18 protein-coding genes and 1 tRNA gene are annotated in these 19,220 nt (G+C 55.2%); all 19 read right to left on the minus strand.

From position 1 onward, the window contains the following. Positions 1-278: GTP-binding protein (locus BN1128_RS07355; RefSeq protein WP_042867337.1), on the minus strand; the 278-nt coding region annotated here is incomplete at its 3' end. Between the two features lie 54 nt (positions 279-332). Next, positions 333-2,438, minus strand: coding sequence for an elongation factor G (gene fusA, locus BN1128_RS07360; protein ID WP_042867338.1), 2,106 nt, complete (start codon positions 2,436-2,438; stop codon positions 333-335). A gap of 74 nt (positions 2,439-2,512) precedes the next feature. Then, the gene (gene rpsG, locus BN1128_RS07365) at positions 2,513-2,983 is read right to left on the minus strand and encodes a 30S ribosomal protein S7 (protein WP_005901834.1); all 471 of its coding nucleotides are present in this window, start codon (positions 2,981-2,983) and stop codon (positions 2,513-2,515) included. Between the two features lie 93 nt (positions 2,984-3,076). After that, a complete protein-coding gene (gene rpsL, locus BN1128_RS24550) occupies positions 3,077-3,451 on the minus strand; it encodes a 30S ribosomal protein S12 (protein ID WP_005306278.1) in 375 nt (124 codons plus the stop codon). 183 nt (positions 3,452-3,634) lie between these two features. Next, positions 3,635-3,913 carry a sulfurtransferase complex subunit TusB gene (gene tusB, locus BN1128_RS07375; protein ID WP_042867342.1) on the minus strand — a complete coding sequence of 93 codons (279 nt, stop codon included), beginning with the start codon at positions 3,911-3,913 and terminating at the stop codon, positions 3,635-3,637. Positions 3,914-3,920: 7 nt separating this feature from the next. Further along, positions 3,921-4,277 (minus strand): sulfurtransferase complex subunit TusC, encoded by a 357-nt coding sequence (gene tusC, locus BN1128_RS07380; RefSeq protein WP_042867343.1) that lies wholly within the window; start codon positions 4,275-4,277, stop codon positions 3,921-3,923. 10 nt (positions 4,278-4,287) lie between these two features. Next, positions 4,288-4,680, minus strand: a complete 393-nt coding sequence (gene tusD / locus BN1128_RS07385) for a sulfurtransferase complex subunit TusD (protein ID WP_042867344.1) — start codon at positions 4,678-4,680, stop codon at positions 4,288-4,290. An 86-nt stretch (positions 4,681-4,766) separates the two neighbouring features. Beyond that, positions 4,767-5,147 (minus strand): RidA family protein, encoded by a 381-nt coding sequence (locus tag BN1128_RS07390; protein ID WP_042867346.1) that lies wholly within the window; start codon positions 5,145-5,147, stop codon positions 4,767-4,769. Positions 5,148-5,172: 25 nt separating this feature from the next. Next, positions 5,173-5,889: a helix-turn-helix transcriptional regulator gene (locus BN1128_RS07395; protein WP_005318572.1), complete on the minus strand. Its 717-nt coding sequence runs from the start codon at positions 5,887-5,889 to the stop codon at positions 5,173-5,175. Between the two features lie 196 nt (positions 5,890-6,085). Next, complete coding sequence (gene rpoC / locus BN1128_RS07400; protein ID WP_042867348.1) at positions 6,086-10,390, minus strand: DNA-directed RNA polymerase subunit beta'; 4,305 nt, start codon at positions 10,388-10,390, stop codon at positions 6,086-6,088. Between the two features lie 90 nt (positions 10,391-10,480). Next, complete coding sequence (rpoB, locus tag BN1128_RS07405; protein ID WP_042867349.1) at positions 10,481-14,509, minus strand: DNA-directed RNA polymerase subunit beta; 4,029 nt, start codon at positions 14,507-14,509, stop codon at positions 10,481-10,483. Between the two features lie 222 nt (positions 14,510-14,731). Beyond that, positions 14,732-15,094 (minus strand): 50S ribosomal protein L7/L12, encoded by a 363-nt coding sequence (rplL, locus tag BN1128_RS07410; RefSeq protein ID WP_042036012.1) that lies wholly within the window; start codon positions 15,092-15,094, stop codon positions 14,732-14,734. A gap of 51 nt (positions 15,095-15,145) precedes the next feature. Beyond that, positions 15,146-15,646 carry a 50S ribosomal protein L10 gene (rplJ, locus tag BN1128_RS07415; protein WP_005318563.1) on the minus strand — a complete coding sequence of 167 codons (501 nt, stop codon included), beginning with the start codon at positions 15,644-15,646 and terminating at the stop codon, positions 15,146-15,148. 256 nt (positions 15,647-15,902) lie between these two features. Then, positions 15,903-16,604 carry a 50S ribosomal protein L1 gene (gene rplA, locus BN1128_RS07420; RefSeq protein WP_042036011.1) on the minus strand — a complete coding sequence of 234 codons (702 nt, stop codon included), beginning with the start codon at positions 16,602-16,604 and terminating at the stop codon, positions 15,903-15,905. A gap of 4 nt (positions 16,605-16,608) precedes the next feature. After that, positions 16,609-17,037: a 50S ribosomal protein L11 gene (gene rplK / locus BN1128_RS07425; RefSeq protein ID WP_005318556.1), complete on the minus strand. Its 429-nt coding sequence runs from the start codon at positions 17,035-17,037 to the stop codon at positions 16,609-16,611. Between the two features lie 133 nt (positions 17,038-17,170). Next, the gene (nusG, locus tag BN1128_RS07430; protein ID WP_005318554.1) at positions 17,171-17,722 is read right to left on the minus strand and encodes a transcription termination/antitermination protein NusG; all 552 of its coding nucleotides are present in this window, start codon (positions 17,720-17,722) and stop codon (positions 17,171-17,173) included. Positions 17,723-17,731: 9 nt separating this feature from the next. Next, positions 17,732-18,103, minus strand: coding sequence for a preprotein translocase subunit SecE (gene secE, locus BN1128_RS07435; protein WP_011707705.1), 372 nt, complete (start codon positions 18,101-18,103; stop codon positions 17,732-17,734). A gap of 60 nt (positions 18,104-18,163) precedes the next feature. Next, positions 18,164-18,240, minus strand: a tRNA-Trp gene (locus BN1128_RS07440). A 53-nt stretch (positions 18,241-18,293) separates the two neighbouring features. Continuing rightward, positions 18,294-19,220 (minus strand): elongation factor Tu (gene tuf / locus BN1128_RS07445; RefSeq protein WP_042867350.1); only part of this gene is annotated, 927 nt, incomplete at its 5' end.

Consider the following 19,220-nt stretch of genomic DNA (forward strand, 5'->3'; position numbering starts at 1 on the left):
ATCATGTTTTTAACGTAGTCGGCGTGACCCGGGCAATCTACGTGCGCGTAGTGACGGATGGCGGTGTCGTATTCTACGTGGGAGGTGTTGATGGTGATACCACGCTCACGCTCTTCCGGCGCCTTGTCGATCTGGTCGAAGGCGAAAGCTTTACCACCGAAGTGCTTGGCCAGCACGTTGGTGATGGCGGCGGTCAGGGTGGTTTTACCGTGGTCAACGTGGCCGATGGTGCCGACGTTTACGTGCGGTTTGTTACGCTCAAATTTTTCTTTAGACACGACGTAGTCCTTCTAGGTTAAACCCGCCTACCGTCGTAGGCGGGGAATCATAAATTACTTGGATTTGCGCTCTTCGATGACTGCCTGGGCCACGTTGTTCGGGGCGTCGGAGTACTTAGCGAATTCCATTGCGTAGGAAGCACGACCTTGGGTAGCGGAACGCAGTGCGGTCGCATAACCGAACATCTCGGCCAGCGGCACCAGGGCACGTACGATCTTGCCGGACGGGCCGTCTTCCATACCTTCGATCAGGCCACGACGACGGTTCAGGTCACCGATAACGTCGCCCATGTAATCTTCCGGAGTCTCGACTTCAACCTTCATGATCGGCTCGAGCAGGACCGGGCTTGCCTTCATGTAACCAGCCTTGAAGGCCAGGGAGGCAGCGATCTTGAACGCCAATTCGGAGGAGTCGACATCGTGGTAAGAACCGTAGTGCAGACGCACACCCAGATCCATTACCGGATAACCTGCCAGCGGGCCGGATTTCAGCTGCTCACGGATACCCTTGTCAACACCCGGGATGTATTCACCAGGAATCACGCCGCCTTTGATGTCGTTAACGAACTCATAGGCTTTGCCGGCTTCCAGCGGGTACATGTCGATGATGACGTGACCATACTGACCACGACCACCAGACTGCTTGGCGTGCTTACCTTCGATATCCTTGACGGTTTCACGAATGGTTTCACGGTAGGCAACCTGCGGCTTACCTACGTTCGCTTCAACCTTGAACTCGCGACGCATACGGTCAACGATGATGTCCAGGTGCAGCTCACCCATACCGGCGATGATGGTTTGGCCAGATTCTTCGTCAGTCCATACGCGGAAAGACGGATCTTCCTGCGCCAGACGGCCGAGTGCCAGACCCATCTTCTCTTGGTCAGCCTTGGTTTTCGGCTCAACCGCGATGGAGATTACCGGCTCCGGGAATTCCATACGCTCGAGGATGATCGGTGATTTTTCGTCACACAGGGTGTCACCAGTGGTCACATCTTTCAGACCGATGGCGGCAGCGATATCGCCTGCGCGAACTTCTTTGATCTCTTCACGCTTGTTGGCGTGCATCTGAACGATACGGCCAAAACGCTCGCGCTTCTCTTTGACAGAGTTCAGCACGGAGTCACCGGAGTTAACGACACCGGAGTACACGCGGAAGAAGGTCAGGTTGCCTACGAACGGGTCGGTGGCAATCTTGAATGCCAGAGCAGCGAACGGCTCTTCATCAGAAGCATGACGCTCGTCTTTGGTAACGCCGTCCAGCTTCAGGCCGTCGATGGCAGCTACGTCGGTCGGTGCCGGCAGATAGTCAACCACGGCATCCAGCATGGCCTGTACGCCCTTGTTCTTGAACGCGGAGCCACAGGTAACCAGGATGATTTCGTTGTTCAGAACGCGCAGACGAAGAGCTTTCTTGATCTCTTCTTCAGTCAGTTCTTCACCACCCAGGTATTTTTCCATCAGATCTTCAGACGCTTCAGCAGCGGCTTCGACCAGGGTCATGCGCATTTCTTGCGCTTTTTCCAGCAGCTCAGCCGGGATCTCTTCGTAATCGAAGGATACGCCCTGATCTGCTTCGCTCCAGTTGATGGCTTTCATCTTGACCAGATCGATAACGCCCTTGAAGTTCTCTTCTGAACCGATGTTCAGTTGCAGCGGAACCGGGTTACCTTTCAGGCGGGTCTTGATGTGCTCAACGCAGCGCAGATAGTTGGCACCGGTACGGTCCATCTTGTTGACGAACGCGATACGGGGAACCTTGTACTTGTTAGCCTGACGCCATACGGTCTCAGACTGTGGCTGTACGCCACCTACGGCACAGTACACCATCACGGCGCCGTCCAGAACACGCATTGAACGCTCTACTTCGATAGTAAAGTCAACGTGGCCGGGGGTATCGATGATGTTGATACGGTGCGGTTGGAACTGTTTACCCATACCGGACCAGAAAGCGGTGGTCGCGGCGGAGGTGATGGTGATACCACGCTCTTGTTCCTGTTCCATCCAGTCCATGGTGGCAGCGCCATCGTGAACTTCACCGATCTTGTGACTTACACCGGTATAAAACAGAACGCGCTCGGTAGTAGTAGTCTTACCGGCGTCGATGTGAGCGGAGATACCGATGTTACGATAACGCTCAATGGGGGTTGTACGAGCCATTGTCATCCTCTTACTAGGAGCGGACCCCTAGATAACTGAAGGTGCGCAGAGCCAAAAGACCCTGCGCAAGCGGATTACCAGCGGAAGTGAGCGAAGGCCTTGTTCGCTTCAGCCATACGGTGAACGTCTTCACGTTTCTTGACAGACGAACCCTTATTGTCAGCGGCATCCAGCAGCTCGCCAGCCAAACGCTGAGCCATTGATTTTTCACCACGTTTACGAGCGGCGTCAACCAACCAGCGCATTGCCAGGGCATTGCGACGGACCGGACGAACTTCTACCGGTACCTGATAGGTTGCACCACCGACACGACGAGATTTAACCTCGACGGACGGACGAATGTTGTCCAGGGCTTCTTCGAATACGGCCAGGTGATCTTTGCCAGATTTGGTGGCAATGATGTCCAGCGCGCCATATACGATGGCTTCGGAAACAGATTTCTTACCGTCAACCATTACTACGTTGACAAATTTAGCCAGCAGCTCTGATCCGAACTTGGGATCCGGCAGGATTTTACGCTGACCAACAACACGACGTCTTGGCATTTCAAATTCTCCGTAACTTCAGGGGTTACCCAAAACTAGAAAGTTATCTAACTAGAAACGAATTAACGTTTGGCCTTACTTAACGGAGAACCATTAAGCTTTCGGACGCTTCACGCCATACTTGGAGCGAGCCTGCTTACGGTCTTTAACACCGGCACAGTCCAACGCACCACGAACGGTGTGGTAACGAACACCTGGCAAATCCTTGACACGACCGCCACGGATCAGAACAACGGAGTGCTCCTGCAGGTTGTGACCTTCACCACCGATATAGGAGGTGACTTCGAAGCCGTTGGTCAGACGTACACGGCATACTTTACGCAGTGCAGAGTTAGGCTTCTTCGGGGTGGTGGTGTATACACGGGTGCACACGCCACGCTTCTGAGGGCACGCTTCCAGCGCAGGCACGTTGCTTTTCACAACGAGCTTGATGCGTGGCTTGCGAACCAACTGGTTAATAGTTGCCATCAAAAGGCTCCTGATAATGACTTCATAAACATGTGAAAAATCCTCCCCGCAGATACGGGGACGCGAAATTTTATGCCCTGTTGTCAAGGGAGTCAAGATTTATACAATCCGTGCCGCAAAAGGGCATAATGGATCCCCTGTCAATAGTCATAACTAACTGAACTTCATCGATAAAAATGGACGCTAACCACCCCAGGTCTGCGGTGACCCGTTTTCCGCGATCAATGCGACCAGGCCGGCCATGTCCAGATCCATCCCGATCCTGTGCTGCAATCCCCTCGCCTGCAAGTCTTCTCGCATCACATAGAGCGGAATAGCTGCCAGTTGCTCATTCCATTGAGGTGCCGTGGCCGCGATGACGGCATCCTGCATCAGCACCAGCAGATCATCCGGCTGGCGATAACAGAGCGCCTGTTCCAGATCCCGGCTCAGGAAGGGAGAGGTCAATATCAGCTGTATCATGAGCACCTCAGAAGCAGATGTGAGTCGCGCAGTGGCCCCACTGGCGGCGAATGTCGGCACGGGAGAGGCACTCAACGGGGATCAGCAGATCATCCACCGTTAGACCGCGTTCGGCCAGCGAGTCGGCACACACATAGACCTCCTCGATGTCGTACAGATCCAGTAGCTTGAAGGTCGGTGCATAGTGGCGCTGCAAGATGGCCTGAGGCTGCTGCTCCCTGACCAGTTGCAAGACACCATCACCGATGAGGAACAGGGCCAGCGACTCGGTCAGCGCCGACGTCGCCAGCAAGGCATCCAGTCCTTCCCGTCCGGCAGACGTGCCATGAGGGCCGCGACGACACATAAAGGCTATCTTGTTCATCTCTCCCTCCTTAGAACTGGACAAAGCGATCGGCGGTCAGGCTGGCTTCGGCCAGCTGACCCAGTCCGCTCAGGCAGAAGGGGGCCTGCAGGTTGAATTGATCTTTGCCTGCTCCCTTCGCCTCTGTCTCATCGAGCACACCACGCCGCATGGCGGCTGCGACGCATACATCGATACGGATCCCCTGCCCTATGGCCAGCTCGCGCCACAGGGCCACTAAGTCGGTCTCATCAGATGCCGGAGCATGCAACCCGTTACCATTGCAGACCCCGTCCTGATAGAAAAACAGATGTGACAACCGGTGGCCCTGCTCGATGAGGCTCAAGGCGAAGCGATAGGCAGTGCTGGCCGACTGGGTACCATAGGCGGGCCCCGTTACCAGCAACGCAAAACTCAGACTCATATCCGGACTCCTGTACGGGTGTCTGTCCATTCTACGCCAAAGACAAAAAAGCCCCTCCTGGGAGGGGCTCTTCATTCAGCCGTGGATCAGACGTAAGCAATGGCTTCGACTTCAACCAGCACATCCTTGGGCAGACGCGCCACTTCCACGCAGGAACGGGCCGGAGCCGAGTCGCCAAAGTAACGGGCATATACCTGGTTAAAGGCAACGAAGTTGTTCATGTCGCTGAGGAAACAGGTGGTCTTCAGCACCTTGCCGGTATCGGCACCGGCTTCCTTCAATACTGCAACTAGGTTCTTCATCACCTGCTCGGCCTGCGCTTCGATGCCGCCAGTCACGATTTCCATGGTGGCCGGATCGAGCGGGATCTGCCCGGAGGTGAAGACCAATTCGCCCAGCTTGGTAGCCTGAACATACGGACCAATTGCGGCAGGCGCCTTGTCGGTTGCAATAACTTCTTTAGCCATTCTTATCTATCCCCTTCTATGGCGCTTACTCGTTCTCGTCTTCACCCTGCTTGCGCTGTCGGATGTACAGATAAACGGTATGTTTGGAAATATTCAATTTGTCGGCGACCAGGTTGATCGAGTCCTTGATATCAAATATGCCCTTCTCGAACAACTGGGTCACGATAAACCTGTTTTTAGCATTGTTGGCAACGGTCGGATCGCGGTTGATCTCGTCGATGGTGTTGTCCACCGTCTGGGCGACCAACTCTTCGACGCTGTTGGCAAAGGTCTCCGGCGACTGGCGCTCCACTTGCTGGGGCGTCGGGAAGAATTCGGCGACAAACTCGTGAAAAGGCGCATTGATGTGCAGGTTGATACAGATAAGACCTATCACCTGCTTGTCACTGTTCCTGATGGCGATGGTACTCGACTTCATCAGGGCGCCGGTACGGCTGCGGGCAAAATAACTCTGGGTGTAATCCTGGCCGGTATTCTCTATGTCCTTGAGCATACGCAGCGCGAGATCGGTAATGGGTGCCCCCTCATTCCGTCCCGTATTGAACCCGTTGGCAATCTTGATCACGGACTCGTGCAGATTTTCCAGGGAGTGAAGAACCACTTCACAGTGCTTGCCGAACAGTTCGGCCAAGCCTTCGATAAGCCCTCCATAGGAGCGCAACAATTCCCTGTCTTCGTCTGTAAAAGTGCGACCGATCAGCTGCTCTTCGGGAAGCATCACTTCCTCGATACCGACAGTCATGTTCTACCTCTGTAATAACCATTCAACTTTCCCGAGTTTTCAATTGCGGGGGGGCAAAGTCAACTTTTTTTGATTTTTTACTCTCCAACCTTGCTCTGGATCATCCGAATATCCGCGTAGCGACTGGGGTTGACGAGAAAACGACCAACAAAAAGGGCCCCTTGAAGGAGCCCTTTTCAATCACTGCAGCAGAAGATTACTCTTCGTCAAAACTGCCGGATGCGTTGAGCAGATCCGCCAGGTTTTGCTGAGCTTCATCGGCAGTCACCTGCGGTACACCGACAGCACGAGCTGCGGCGGCACGCTGGTTGATCCGGCTATGGTGGTAGGCAAAGCCGGTACCAGCCGGGATCAGACGACCCACGATCACGTTCTCTTTCAGGCCACGCAGTTCATCACGCTTGCCGCCAACGGCCGCTTCGGTCAGAACACGGGTGGTTTCCTGGAAGGAAGCCGCGGAGATGAAGGACTCTGTGCTCAGAGATGCCTTGGTAATACCCATCAGAATATGACGGAAGGTAGCCGGAGCCTTGCCCTCTGCAACCAGCTTACGGTTGGCAATCTTCACTCGCGCCACTTCAACCTGCTCGCCTTCGATCAGGTCAGTGTCGCCAGCGCTCAGGATCTCGCACTTGCGCAGCATCTGACGAACGATGACTTCGATGTGCTTGTCGTTGATCTTAACGCCTTGCAGACGGTAAACGTCCTGCACTTCGTTGGCGATGTAGTTGGCGACCGGGCTGATACCGCGCAGACGCAGGATGTCATGAGCAGACTCAGGACCGTCCGCCAGCACTTCACCCTTCTCAACTTTTTCACCTTCGAACACGTTCAGGTTACGCCACTTCGGAATCATCTCCTCGTAGACGTCGCCACCATCGGTCGGGGTGATGACCAGACGGCGTTTGCCCTTGGTCTCTTTCCCGAAGGAGATGGTACCGGAGATCTCGGCCAGGATGGCAGGTTCCTTCGGTTGACGTGCTTCGAACAGATCCGCAACGCGCGGCAGACCACCGGTGATGTCCTTGGTACCGCTGGATTCTTGCGGGATACGCGCTACCGCGTCACCCACACCCACGTTGGCACCATCTTCCAGGTTCACGATTGCCTTGCCCGGCAGGAAGTACTGGGCGGCGACATCGGTACCCGGGATCATGACATCTTTGCCGTTCAGGTCGACCAGTTTAACGGTCGGACGCATCTCTTTACCGGCACTCGGACGCTCGTTGACATCCAGCACGACGATAGAAGAGAGACCGGTCAGCTCGTCGGTCTGACGAGTGATGGTCACGCCATCGATCATGTGTTCGAACTGGAGGCGACCCGCCACTTCGGTGATGATCGGGTGGGTGTGCGGATCCCAGTTGGCAACAGTGTCACCGGCGCTCACGGCCTGAGTATCCTTCACTTCCAACACGGCACCGTAAGGCAGCTTGTGGCTTTCCTTGGTACGGCCCATGTCATCCATGATGGTCAATTCGGTAGAACGGGAGGTGATAACCAGTTTGTCATCGCTGTTGTGAACGAACTTGGCGTTCTGCAGCTTGATGGTACCGGTATTCTTCACCTGGATGCTGTTCTCGGCAGCGGCTCGGGATGCAGCACCACCGATGTGGAAGGTACGCATCGTCAGCTGTGTACCCGGCTCACCGATGGACTGGGCGGCGATAACACCGACAGCCTCACCCTTGTTAACCAGGTGACCACGGGCCAGATCACGGCCGTAGCAGTGAGCACAGTTACCGAAGTCAGTTTCACAGGTGATGGCAGAACGCACCTTCACGCGGTCAACGGAGTTTTGCTCCAGCAGGTCACACAGCTGCTCGTCGAGCAGGGTGTTGCGCGCTACCAGGATCTCGTCCTCGGTACCCGGTTTGATCACGTCATCGGCAACCACACGGCCCAGCACGCGCTCACGCAGCGGCTCGACCACGTCGCCACCTTCGATCAGCGGAGTCATCCACAGACCTTCGATAGTGCCGCAATCGTCCTCGGTGATCACCATGTCCTGTGCCACGTCAACCAGACGACGAGTCAGGTAACCGGAGTTAGCCGTCTTCAGTGCGGTATCCGCCAGACCCTTACGGGCACCGTGAGTGGAGATGAAGTACTGCAGTACGTTCAGACCTTCGCGGAAGTTCGCAACGATCGGGGTCTCGATGATGGAGCCATCCGGCTTGGCCATCAGGCCACGCATACCGGCCAGCTGACGGATCTGGGCGGCGGAACCCCGCGCACCAGAGTCGGCCATCATAAAGATGCTGTTGAACGACGCCTGCTCTTCTTCTTCACCCAGCGAGTTGACATCACGCTCTTTGGACAAGTTCTCCATCATGGCCTTGGAGACGCGCTCGTTGGCGCTGGCCCAGATATCGATAACCTTGTTGTAGCGTTCGCCAGCGGTCACCAGACCGGACAGGAACTGGTCCTGGATCTCGGCAACTTCGGCTTCTGCTGCGGCAATGATGTCTTTCTTGGCATCCGGGATGACCATGTCATCGATACCAACGGAAGCACCAGACAGGGCCGCATAATGGAAACCGGTATACATCAGCTGGTCAGCGAAGATGACGGTGTCCTTCAGGCCCTGCTTGCGATAGCAGGTGTTCAGCAGACGGGAGATGAGCTTTTTGCCCAGCGCCTTGTTGGATACGGACTTGATCCAGTTCTGCGGATTGGCATCCAGATCAGCCTGCTCTGCAGCAGTCAGCACCTTGGGCTCGTCGATCAGGGCATATTCCATGCCTTTCGGCAGGATCAGGCTCAGGATCGCACGACCAACTGTGGTGTTCTTCAGCTCGGTACGCTCTACCAGCGAATCATCTTCCTGACGGAGATATTCGGTGATGCGCACTTTGACGCGAGCGTGCAGATCGGCCAGACCGGCGCGATATACCTTCTCGGCTTCTTTCGGGCCGGCCAGCACCATACCTTCGCCCTTGGCGTTGATACGGGCACGGGTCATGTAGTACAGACCCAAGACCACGTCCTGGGAAGGAACTATGATCGGCTCACCGGAGGCTGGCGACAGGATGTTGTTGGTAGACATCATCAGTGCACGCGCTTCCAGCTGGGCTTCCAGGGTCAGCGGTACGTGGACCGCCATCTGGTCACCATCGAAGTCCGCATTATAGGCGGCACAGACGAGCGGGTGCAGCTGGATGGCCTTGCCTTCGATCAGGGTCGGTTCAAACGCCTGGATACCCAGACGGTGCAGGGTCGGTGCACGGTTCAGCAGGACCGGGTGTTCGCGGATTACTTCGTCCAGGATGTCCCAAACGACAGCTTCTTCACGCTCCACCATCTTCTTGGCGGCCTTGATCGTGGTCGCCAGACCGCGGGATTCCAGCTTGCCATAGATGAACGGCTTGAACAGTTCCAGCGCCATCTTCTTCGGCAGACCGCACTGATGCAGACGCAGAGTCGGGCCTACGGTGATAACGGAACGACCGGAGTAGTCGACGCGCTTACCCAGCAGGTTCTGACGGAAACGACCTTGCTTACCCTTGATCATATCGGCCAAGGATTTCAGCGGACGCTTGTTGGAACCCGTGATGGCACGACCACGACGGCCGTTGTCCAGCAGGGCATCCACAGACTCTTGCAGCATGCGCTTTTCGTTGCGCACTATGATGTCCGGGGCAGCCAGGTCCAGCAGGCGCTTCAAACGGTTGTTACGGTTGATCACGCGACGGTACAGATCGTTCAGATCGGAAGTCGCGAAACGGCCGCCGTCCAGCGGTACCAACGGACGCAGGTCCGGCGGCAGCACAGGCAGCACTGTCATGATCATCCACTCCGGCTTGTTGCCGGATTGCAGGAAGGCTTCCATCAGCTTCAGACGCTTGGTGGTCTTCTTGCGCTTGGTTTCAGAGTTGGTCTGATCCAGCTCCTCACGCATGGTCTTGACTTCGCCTTCCAGATCGATGGCACGCAGCAATGCAAGGATTGCTTCGGCACCCATCTTGGCGTCGAATTCGTCGCCCCACTCTTCCAGTGCGTCCAGATAGTTCTCTTCGGACAGCATCTGGCTGCGCTCGAGGTTGGTCATGCCGGGCTCGATCACTACATAGGATTCGAAATACAGCACGCGCTCGATGTCACGCAGGGTCATGTCCAGCAGCAGACCGATACGGGACGGCAGGGACTTCAGGAACCAGATGTGGGCAGTCGGGCTGGCCAGCTCGATGTGGCCCATACGCTCGCGACGGACCTTGGTCTGGGTCACTTCTACGCCGCACTTCTCACAGATCACACCACGGTGTTTCAGGCGCTTGTACTTGCCGCACAGACACTCGTAGTCCTTCACCGGTCCGAAGATACGGGCGCAGAACAGACCATCACGTTCCGGCTTGAAAGTCCGGTAGTTGATGGTCTCAGGCTTTTTGACCTCACCGAATGACCAGGAGCGGATCATGTCAGGAGAGGCCAGACCGATCTTGATACTGTCAAACTCTTCGGTCTTGGTCTGAGCCTTCAAAAACTTGAGTAAGTCTTTCACGTGTTTCCCCTGTCAGGAGTCTAACCTCGGCGCCCTGCTGCCAAAGCAGCGGGGCGCCCACGTCAATTCTCGAACAATAAGAGCGAGCTCTTACTCTTCGTCCAGCTCGATGTTGATACCCAGAGAGCGGATTTCCTTCAACAGTACGTTGAAGGATTCGGGCATGCCCGGCTCCATACGGTGGTCGCCATCCACGATGTTTTTGTACATCTTGGTACGGCCATTCACATCGTCAGACTTGACGGTCAGCATTTCCTGCAGGGTATATGCCGCACCGTAAGCCTCCAGGGCCCACACTTCCATCTCACCGAAACGCTGACCACCGAACTGCGCCTTACCACCCAGCGGCTGCTGGGTAACCAGGCTGTAAGAACCGGTAGAACGCGCATGCATCTTGTCGTCTACCAGGTGGTTCAGCTTCAGCATGTACATGTAACCCACGGTGACCTTACGCTCGAAGGCGTTACCGGTACGACCGTCGAACAGGGAGATCTGACCGGATTCCGGCAGATCGGCCAGCTTCAGCAAGGCCTTGATTTCGTGCTCTTTGGCACCATCAAAGACAGGTGTAGCGACCGGCAGACCCTTGCGCAGGTTACCCACCAGGGTACGTACGTCGTCGTCAGACAGCTCGGCGATATCCACTTGCTTGGTGTCTTTCTCGCCCAGGTCATAGACCTGTTGCAGGAAGTCACGCATCTCGTGCAGCGCGCGCTGTTCCTTGATCATGCGGTCGATCTTCTCGCCGATACCCTTGGCCGCTAGACCTAAGTGCACTTCGAGGATCTGACCGATGTTCATACGGGACGGTACGCCCAAGGGGTTCAGTACGATATCGACCGGACGGCCGTATTCGTCATGAGGCATATCCTCGACCGGGCAGATCTTGGAGATAACACCCTTGTTACCGTGACGGCCCGCCATCTTGTCACCCGGTTGGATGCGACGCTTGACTGCCAGGTAAACCTTGACGATTTTCAGTACGCCCGGCGCCAGATCATCACCCTGGATAATCTTGCGACGCTTGTTCTCGAACTTCTTGTCGAAGTCGGCTTTCAGCTCGATGTGCTGTTCTGCGATCTGTTCCAGCTCGATCTGCTTGGCTTCATCTTCGATGGCCAATTCAAACCACTTGGTACGATCCAGCTTGTTCAGACGATCTTCGCTGTAACCGGCGGCCAGCAGCAGGTTGCGGGAGCGGCCGAAAATGCCGTCTTCCAGGATCTTGAACTCTTCGGTCAAGTCCTTCTTCGCTTCCTTCAGCTGCATCTCTTCGATTTCTTTGGCGCGCTTGTCTTTTTCCACGCCATCGCGGGTAAAGACTTGCACGTCAACCACGGTACCGTACACGCCGTTCGGCACACGCAGGGAGGAGTCCTTCACATCGGAGGCCTTCTCACCGAAAATGGCGCGCAGCAGCTTCTCTTCCGGCGTCAGCTGGGTTTCACCTTTCGGGGTTACCTTGCCGACCAGAATGTCGCCGCCCTTCACTTCGGCACCCACGTAGACGATACCGGACTCGTCCAGCTTGGACAGAGCGGCTTCACCGACGTTCGGGATGTCGGCAGTGATCTCTTCCGGACCCAGCTTGGTGTCACGGGAGATACAGGCCAGTTCCTGGATATGGATGGTGGTCAGGCGATCTTCCTGAACAACACGCTCATTCACCAGAATCGAGTCTTCGAAGTTGTAACCGTTCCACGGCATGAACGCGACGCGCAGGTTTTGGCCCAGCGCCAGTTCGCCCAAGTCGGTAGACGGACCGTCAGCAACCACGTCACCGGCCATGACCGGCTCACCCAACATCACGCAAGGACGCTGGTTGATACAGGTGTTCTGGTTGGAACGGGTGTACTTGGTCAGGCTGTAGATGTCGATGCCGGCTTCGCCAGGCAGCAGCTCATCTTCGTTGACCTTGATAACGATACGGGAGGCATCGACGTAGTCGATCATGCCGCCACGCTTGGCCACTACGGTTACACCGGAGTCAACGGCCACAGCGCGTTCCATACCGGTACCTACCAGCGGCTTGTCGGCACGCAGAGTCGGTACGGCCTGACGTTGCATGTTCGAACCCATCAGGGCTCGGTTAGCATCATCGTGTTCCAGGAACGGGATCAGAGCGGCTGCCACAGATACGATCTGCTGCGGGCTCACGTCCATATACTGGATCTGGTCGGCGTTCATAAAGGTGGATTCACCTTTGTGGCGGCACGGGATCAATTCATCTTTCAGTCGGCCATCTTCGGTGGTCGCGGCGTTAGCCTGTGCGATCACGTACTTGCCTTCTTCAATAGCAGACAGGTAGTCCACTTCGTCGGTGATCACACCGTCAATGACTTTACGGTACGGCGTCTCGAGGAAACCATACTCGTTGGTACGAGAGTACACGGACAGAGAGTTGATCAGACCGATGTTCGGACCTTCAGGAGTCTCGATAGGGCACAGACGACCGTAGTGAGTCGGGTGCACATCTCGGACTTCAAAACCGGCACGCTCACGGGTCAAACCGCCCGGGCCCAGCGCAGAGATACGGCGCTTGTGGGTGACTTCGGACAGCGGGTTGTTTTGGTCCATGAACTGAGACAGCTGGCTGGAACCAAAGAACTCTTTGACTGCGGCGGAGATCGGTTTGGCGTTGATCAGATCCTGCGGCATCAGGGTGTCCAGGTCGCCCAGGGAGAGACGCTCCTTGACCGCACGCTCGACACGCACCAGACCGACGCGGAACTGGTTTTCAGCCATTTCACCGACAGAACGAATACGACGGTTGCCCAAGTGGTCGATATCGTCCACTTCGTCATTGCCGTTACGGATGTCGATCAGGCGCTTCATGACTTCGACTATGTCGTCTTTGGTCAGAGTGCCAGCGCCGGTCTCGTCTTCACGGGACAGACGGCGGTTGAACTTCATCCGACCTACGGTAGACAGGTCGTAACGCTCGGAAGAGAAGAACAGGTTCTCGAACAGCTGTTCTGCAGCTTCACGGGTAGGCGGCTCGCCCGGACGCATCATGCGATAGATTTCGACCAACGCTTCCAAACGGCTGGAGCTGGAGTCGATGCGCAGGGTCTCGGACATGTAGGCACCGTGATCCAGTTCGTTGGTGAACAGAACCTCGAAGTGCTTGAAGCCGGCTTGGGAGAGGTTGGCAACCGCTTCCAGGCTCAATGCCTGGTTGGCAGTCACTACCATTTCGCCAGTTTGCGGATGTGCGTAGTTTTTGGCAGCAACTTTGCCAACAACATACTCAACCGGTACCTCAATCTGGGTAACGGCATCCTTTTCCAACTGACGGATGTGACGCGCAGTCACACGACGACCGGTCTCAACCACCACGGCGCCATTGGCCACGATGTCAAAGGTCGCAGTTTCACCACGCAGGCGCTCGGGCACCAGATCCATCATCAACTTGCCATCTTTCACTTCGAAACCAATGGTCTCGAAGAAGTTGGCCAGGATTTCTTCGGAACTGAAGTCCAGGGCGCGCAGAATAATGGAAGCTGGCAATTTACGACGACGGTCGATACGGACAAACAGGTTGTCTTTCGCATCGAACTCGAAGTCCAGCCAGGAGCCACGGTAGGGGATAACGCGGGCGTTATACAGCACCTTACCGGATGAATGGGTTTTGCCTTTATCGTGGTCAAAGAAGACGCCCGGGCTACGGTGCAGCTGGGAGACGATTACCCGCTCGGTACCATTGATAACAAAGGTGCCGTTCTCGGTCATGAGCGGAATTTCGCCCATGTATACTTCTTGTTCCTTGATGTCTTTGACGGTGCCGGCAGCTGCTTCACGATCGTATAGAACCATACGAAGCTTGACACGCAGCGGCGCGGAGTAGGTCACTCCACGGATCTGGCATTCTTTTACGTCAAATACCGGCTCACCCAGGCGATAGCTGACATACTGAAGCTCAGCACTACCGGAGTAACTGGTGATCGGGAAAACGCTACGGAAAGCGGCCTCTAGGCCGTATTCACCTTCCGGGTCAGCCTCGATGAACTGCTTGAAGGAGTCCAGCTGAATGGACAACAGATAAGGCGTGTCCAGTACCTGGTCTCGCTTACCGAAGTCCTTACGAATGCGTTTTTTTTCGGTATAAGAGTAAACCATAGGGTTCCTCAGCTCGCTGATAAGTGACCCACTCTGTCCCGCAGGACAGCTCTGTCTCAACACCGTTTTGTGTTGGCCCGGACGATGAAACGGTCCGGATTGCTGGTGCACCGAGAGTCGTAAACGGTGTGAAATGCTCTCAGTCTACAGCGCAAAAAGGCTGGTGAACAAATATTCACCAGCCCTAGCCTGTTTTATCAGGCTAATCTACATAAATGCAGATTATTTGATCTCAACAGAAGCACCAGCTTCTTCAAGCTGCTTCTTCAGAGTTTCAGCTTCGTCTTTGGAGACGGCTTCTTTCAGGTTGGCAGGAGCGGCTTCTACCAGGTCCTTGGCTTCTTTCAGGCCCAGACCGGTAGCGGCACGAACGGCCTTGATGACGGCAACTTTGTTGGCGCCAGCAGCAGTCAGAACTACGTCGAACTCGGTTTTCTCTTCTACTGCTTCAGCAGCCGGACCGGCAGCAACAGCAACAGCGGCAGAAACGCCGAACTTCTCTTCCATAGCTTCGATCAGCTCAACAACTTCCATTACGGACATGGAAGCAACGGCTTCGATGATTTGGTCTTTAGTGATAGACATGACAAAAATTCCTGATGTTGAATAAACTCAAACAGCCTAAATAGGCGAGAATCAAGCAGCAGCTTGTTTCTGATCACGCACAGCAGCGATGGTACGAACCAGCTTGCCAGCAGAGGCTTCTTTCATAGTCGCCATCAACTTCGCAATTGCTTCGTCGTAGGTCGGCAGCGTGGCCAGACGATCAATTTGTGCTGCGGCGATAAACTCACCGTTAAAAGCGCCGGCCTTGATTTCGAACTTTTGGTTCGCTTTGGCAAACTCTTTGAACAGACGAGCGGCAGCGCCCGGGTGTTCGTTGGAGAAAGCAATCAAGGTAGGACCAGTCAATACGTCGTTCAGGCACGCGAATTCGGTACCTTCAACCGCACGACGCAGCAGGGTGTTACGCACAACGCGCATGTACACACCGGCTTCACGAGCGGTTTTACGCAGGACGGTCATCTTGTCTACAGTCACGCCGCGAGAATCGGCTACAACTGCGGACAGGGCGCCTTTGGCAGCTTCGTTGACTTCAGCAACAATTGCCTTTTTGTCTTCGAGTCCCAATGCCATTGGCTTAACTCCTGGATTGAATCTGAGTCTCATGACTCAGTACTGACACATCCCCCCTACCTTCACAACAGAGGGGAACGATGCGGTAGCAGGATTCCAGAAGAGAAAGAATCTTTCTCGCTGGGTTTCCGGCACCGTCTACGCAGGAAGGATTAAGGCTTTGCAGCCTCCTGCGGTCTTGGACGGAGGTCGAAGCCCCCAACCAATCAAGGCGCAAAATTATAGATTAAATTTTGCGCCTTGTAAAACTCATCAATTAGCCCTGAGCTTCCAGAGAAGCTTGGTCTACGGCAACACCTGCACCCATGGTGGTGGAGATGCTGACTTTCTTGATGAAGATACCTTTGGCGGAAGACGGCTTAGCCTTTTTCAGGGCAATCAGCAGTGATTCCAAGTTTTCTTTCAGCTGAACTTCGTCGAAAGAAACCTTACCCAGAGTGGTATGGATGATACCATTCTTGTCATTACGGTAACGAACCTGACCGGCTTTGGCATTCTTCACAGCTTCAGCAACGTTCGGGGTTACAGTACCGACTTTCGGGTTCGGCATCAGGCCACGCGGGCCCAGAATTTGACCCAGTTGACCAACAACACGCATGGCATCCGGGGATGCGATCACGACGTCGAAGTTCATCTCGCCTTTCTTGACCAGATCGGCCAGGTCATCCATACCAACCAGTTCAGCACCGGCAGCTTTGGCAGCTTCGGCGTTGGCACCCTGGGTGAATACGGCAACACGTACATCACGACCGGTACCGTGCGGCAGTACAGTAGCACCACGAACGTTTTGGTCAGATTTACGAGCATCGATACCCAGGTTGACAGCAACGTCAACGCTTTCAACGAACTTGGCGGTAGCCAGTTCTTTCAGCAGGGCAATGGCTTCGTTGATGGAGTACTCTTTGGTACCGTCAACTTTTTCGCGAATAACGCGCATACGCTTGGAAAGTTTTGCCATTGTCTTAATCCTCCACTACCAGGCCCATGGAACGAGCGGAGCCTGCGATGCAACGTACTTTTGCATCCAGATCGGCACCGGTCATATCCGGCTCTTTGGTCTTGGCGATTTCTTGCAGCTGAGCAACAGTCACCTTACCAACCTTGTCTTTGTTCGGCTTGGCCGAACCAGACTGGATCCCGGCAGCTTTCTTCAGCAGGAAGGCAGCAGGCGGAGTCTTGGTTTCGAAGGTGAAGGAACGGTCGCTGTAAACGGTGATCACGACCGGAGTCGGTGAGCCTTTTTCCAGCTTCTCTGTACGAGCGTTGAACGCCTTACAGAATTCCATGATGTTTACACCGTGCTGACCCAGAGCAGGACCAACGGGAGGGCTGGGGTTAGCACTGCCAGCCTTAACTTGCAGCTTGATATAAGCTGTGACTTTCTTAGCCATTAGAAAAATACCTCAGAAATGGGTTCTAGCGCCTCGGAGACATGCTCCTGCAAACGGCTCCCCAACTAATAAAGGGGCAGCGAATTATAGTGACATTCGCTGCCCCTGACAACCGTTAACGTACAGAGTTTAATCAGCCCTTTTCGACCTGACCAAAATCCAGTTCTACCGGCGTTGAGCGACCGAAGATCAAAACAGAGACCTTCACGCGGCTCTTCTCGTAGTCCACCTCTTCAACGGTACCGTTGAAGTCGGCGAACGGACCGTCGGCAACCCGCACCATTTCACCAGGTTCAAACAGGGTTTTCGGACGCGGCTTGTCGTGGGCATCTTGCAGACGATTCAGAATGGCATCCGCTTCCTTATCAGAGATAGGAGCAGGACGATCAGAGGTGCCACCGATGAAGCCCATCACACGCGGTACGTTACGCACCAGGTGCCATGTGGTTTCATCCATGAGCATCTGAACCAGGACGTAGCCCGGGAAAAACTTGCGCTCACTCTTGCGCTTTTGGCCAGCACGCATCTCGACCACTTCTTCGGTCGGGACCAGCACTTCACCGAACATGTCTTCCATGCCATGCATCTTGATATGCTCGCGCAAAGACTTGGCGACCCGGCCTTCGTAGCCAGAGAATGCCTGCACGACATACCATCTCATACGTTGTTCACGTTGTTCAGTCATGGCTTATCCTTACACTCCGGTAATCAAGTTGACCAACCAGACCAAGGCACCGTCCAGAATGAACAGCAATAGCCCCATCACGGCGGTCACCGCCAGCACAATCAGGGTTGTCTGAATGGCTTCCTGACGGGTCGGCCATACGACCTTGCGGACTTCCAGGCGAGACTCACGGGCAAATGCCAGTGTCGCCTTTCCCTTGGTGGTTTGCAGGGCTACCGCACCAGCAGCAGCAATGACGACGACCACACCCAGGGCGCGGACGGCAGCGACAACATCGTTGAGCAGATAATTACCCACTACAGCGGCCGCCAGGATGATGAAAACCAGGCCCCAAAGCAGGGTATCCTTGCTTCCGCCCTGGCTCTCAGAACTAACACTCATACAACCCACCTGTATCTGACGTAACCAAAGACACAAAAGCCCCGTACGAGACGAGGTATATGGCAGGGGCGGCAGGACTCGAACCCGCAACCATCGGTTTTGGAGACCGCTGTTCTACCAATTCGAACTACGCCCCTACATAAGAAAGCCCCTATTATAGGGGCTTTGCTTTATTTATGTAAGCCAAAGATTAAGCGATTACGCTGGCTACAACACCGGCACCTACGGTACGGCCACCTTCACGGATGGCGAAACGCAGGCCGTCGTCCATCGCGATCGGCGCAATCAGGGTAACAACCATTTTGATGTTGTCGCCTGGCATTACCATCTCTACGCCTTCCGGCAGTTCGATGGTACCGGTCACGTCGGTAGTACGGAAGTAGAACTGCGGACGGTAGCCCTTGAAGAACGGGGTATGACGACCACCTTCTTCTTTGGACAGTACGTACACTTCAGATTCAAACTTGGTGTGCGGCTTGATGGAGCCCGGCTTGGCCAGTACCTGACCACGCTCTACATCTTCACGCTTGACGCCACGCAGCAGCGCGCCGATGTTCTCGCCTGCACGACCTTCGTCCAGCAGCTTACGGAACATTTCAACACCGGTACAGGTGGTAGAAACGGTGTCTTTGATACCGACGATTTCTACGGTCTCACCGACTTTAACGATACCGCGCTCTACACGACCGGTAACTACGGTACCACGGCCAGCGATGGAGAAGACGTCTTCGATAGGCATCAGGAACGGCAGGTCAATTGCGCGCTCCGGCTCCGGGATGTAGGTATCCAGGTGGTTAGCCAGCTCGATGATCTTCTCTTCCCATGCAGCGTCGCCTTCCAGCGCTTTCAGCGCGGAACCACGAACTACCGGCAGGTCATCACCCGGGAAGTCATATTCGGTCAGCAGTTCACGAACTTCCATCTCGACCAGTTCGAGCAGCTCTTCGTCATCTACCATGTCGCACTTGTTCATGAACACGATCATGTACGGGATACCAACCTGGCGACCCAGCAGGATGTGCTCACGAGTTTGCGGCATCGGGCCGTCGGTCGCAGCTACTACCAGGATCGCGCCGTCCATCTGGGCAGCACCGGTGATCATGTTTTTAACGTAGTC

The organism is Aeromonas piscicola (genome assembly GCF_000820005.1).
Classification (GTDB): Bacteria; Pseudomonadota; Gammaproteobacteria; order Enterobacterales; family Aeromonadaceae; genus Aeromonas; species Aeromonas piscicola.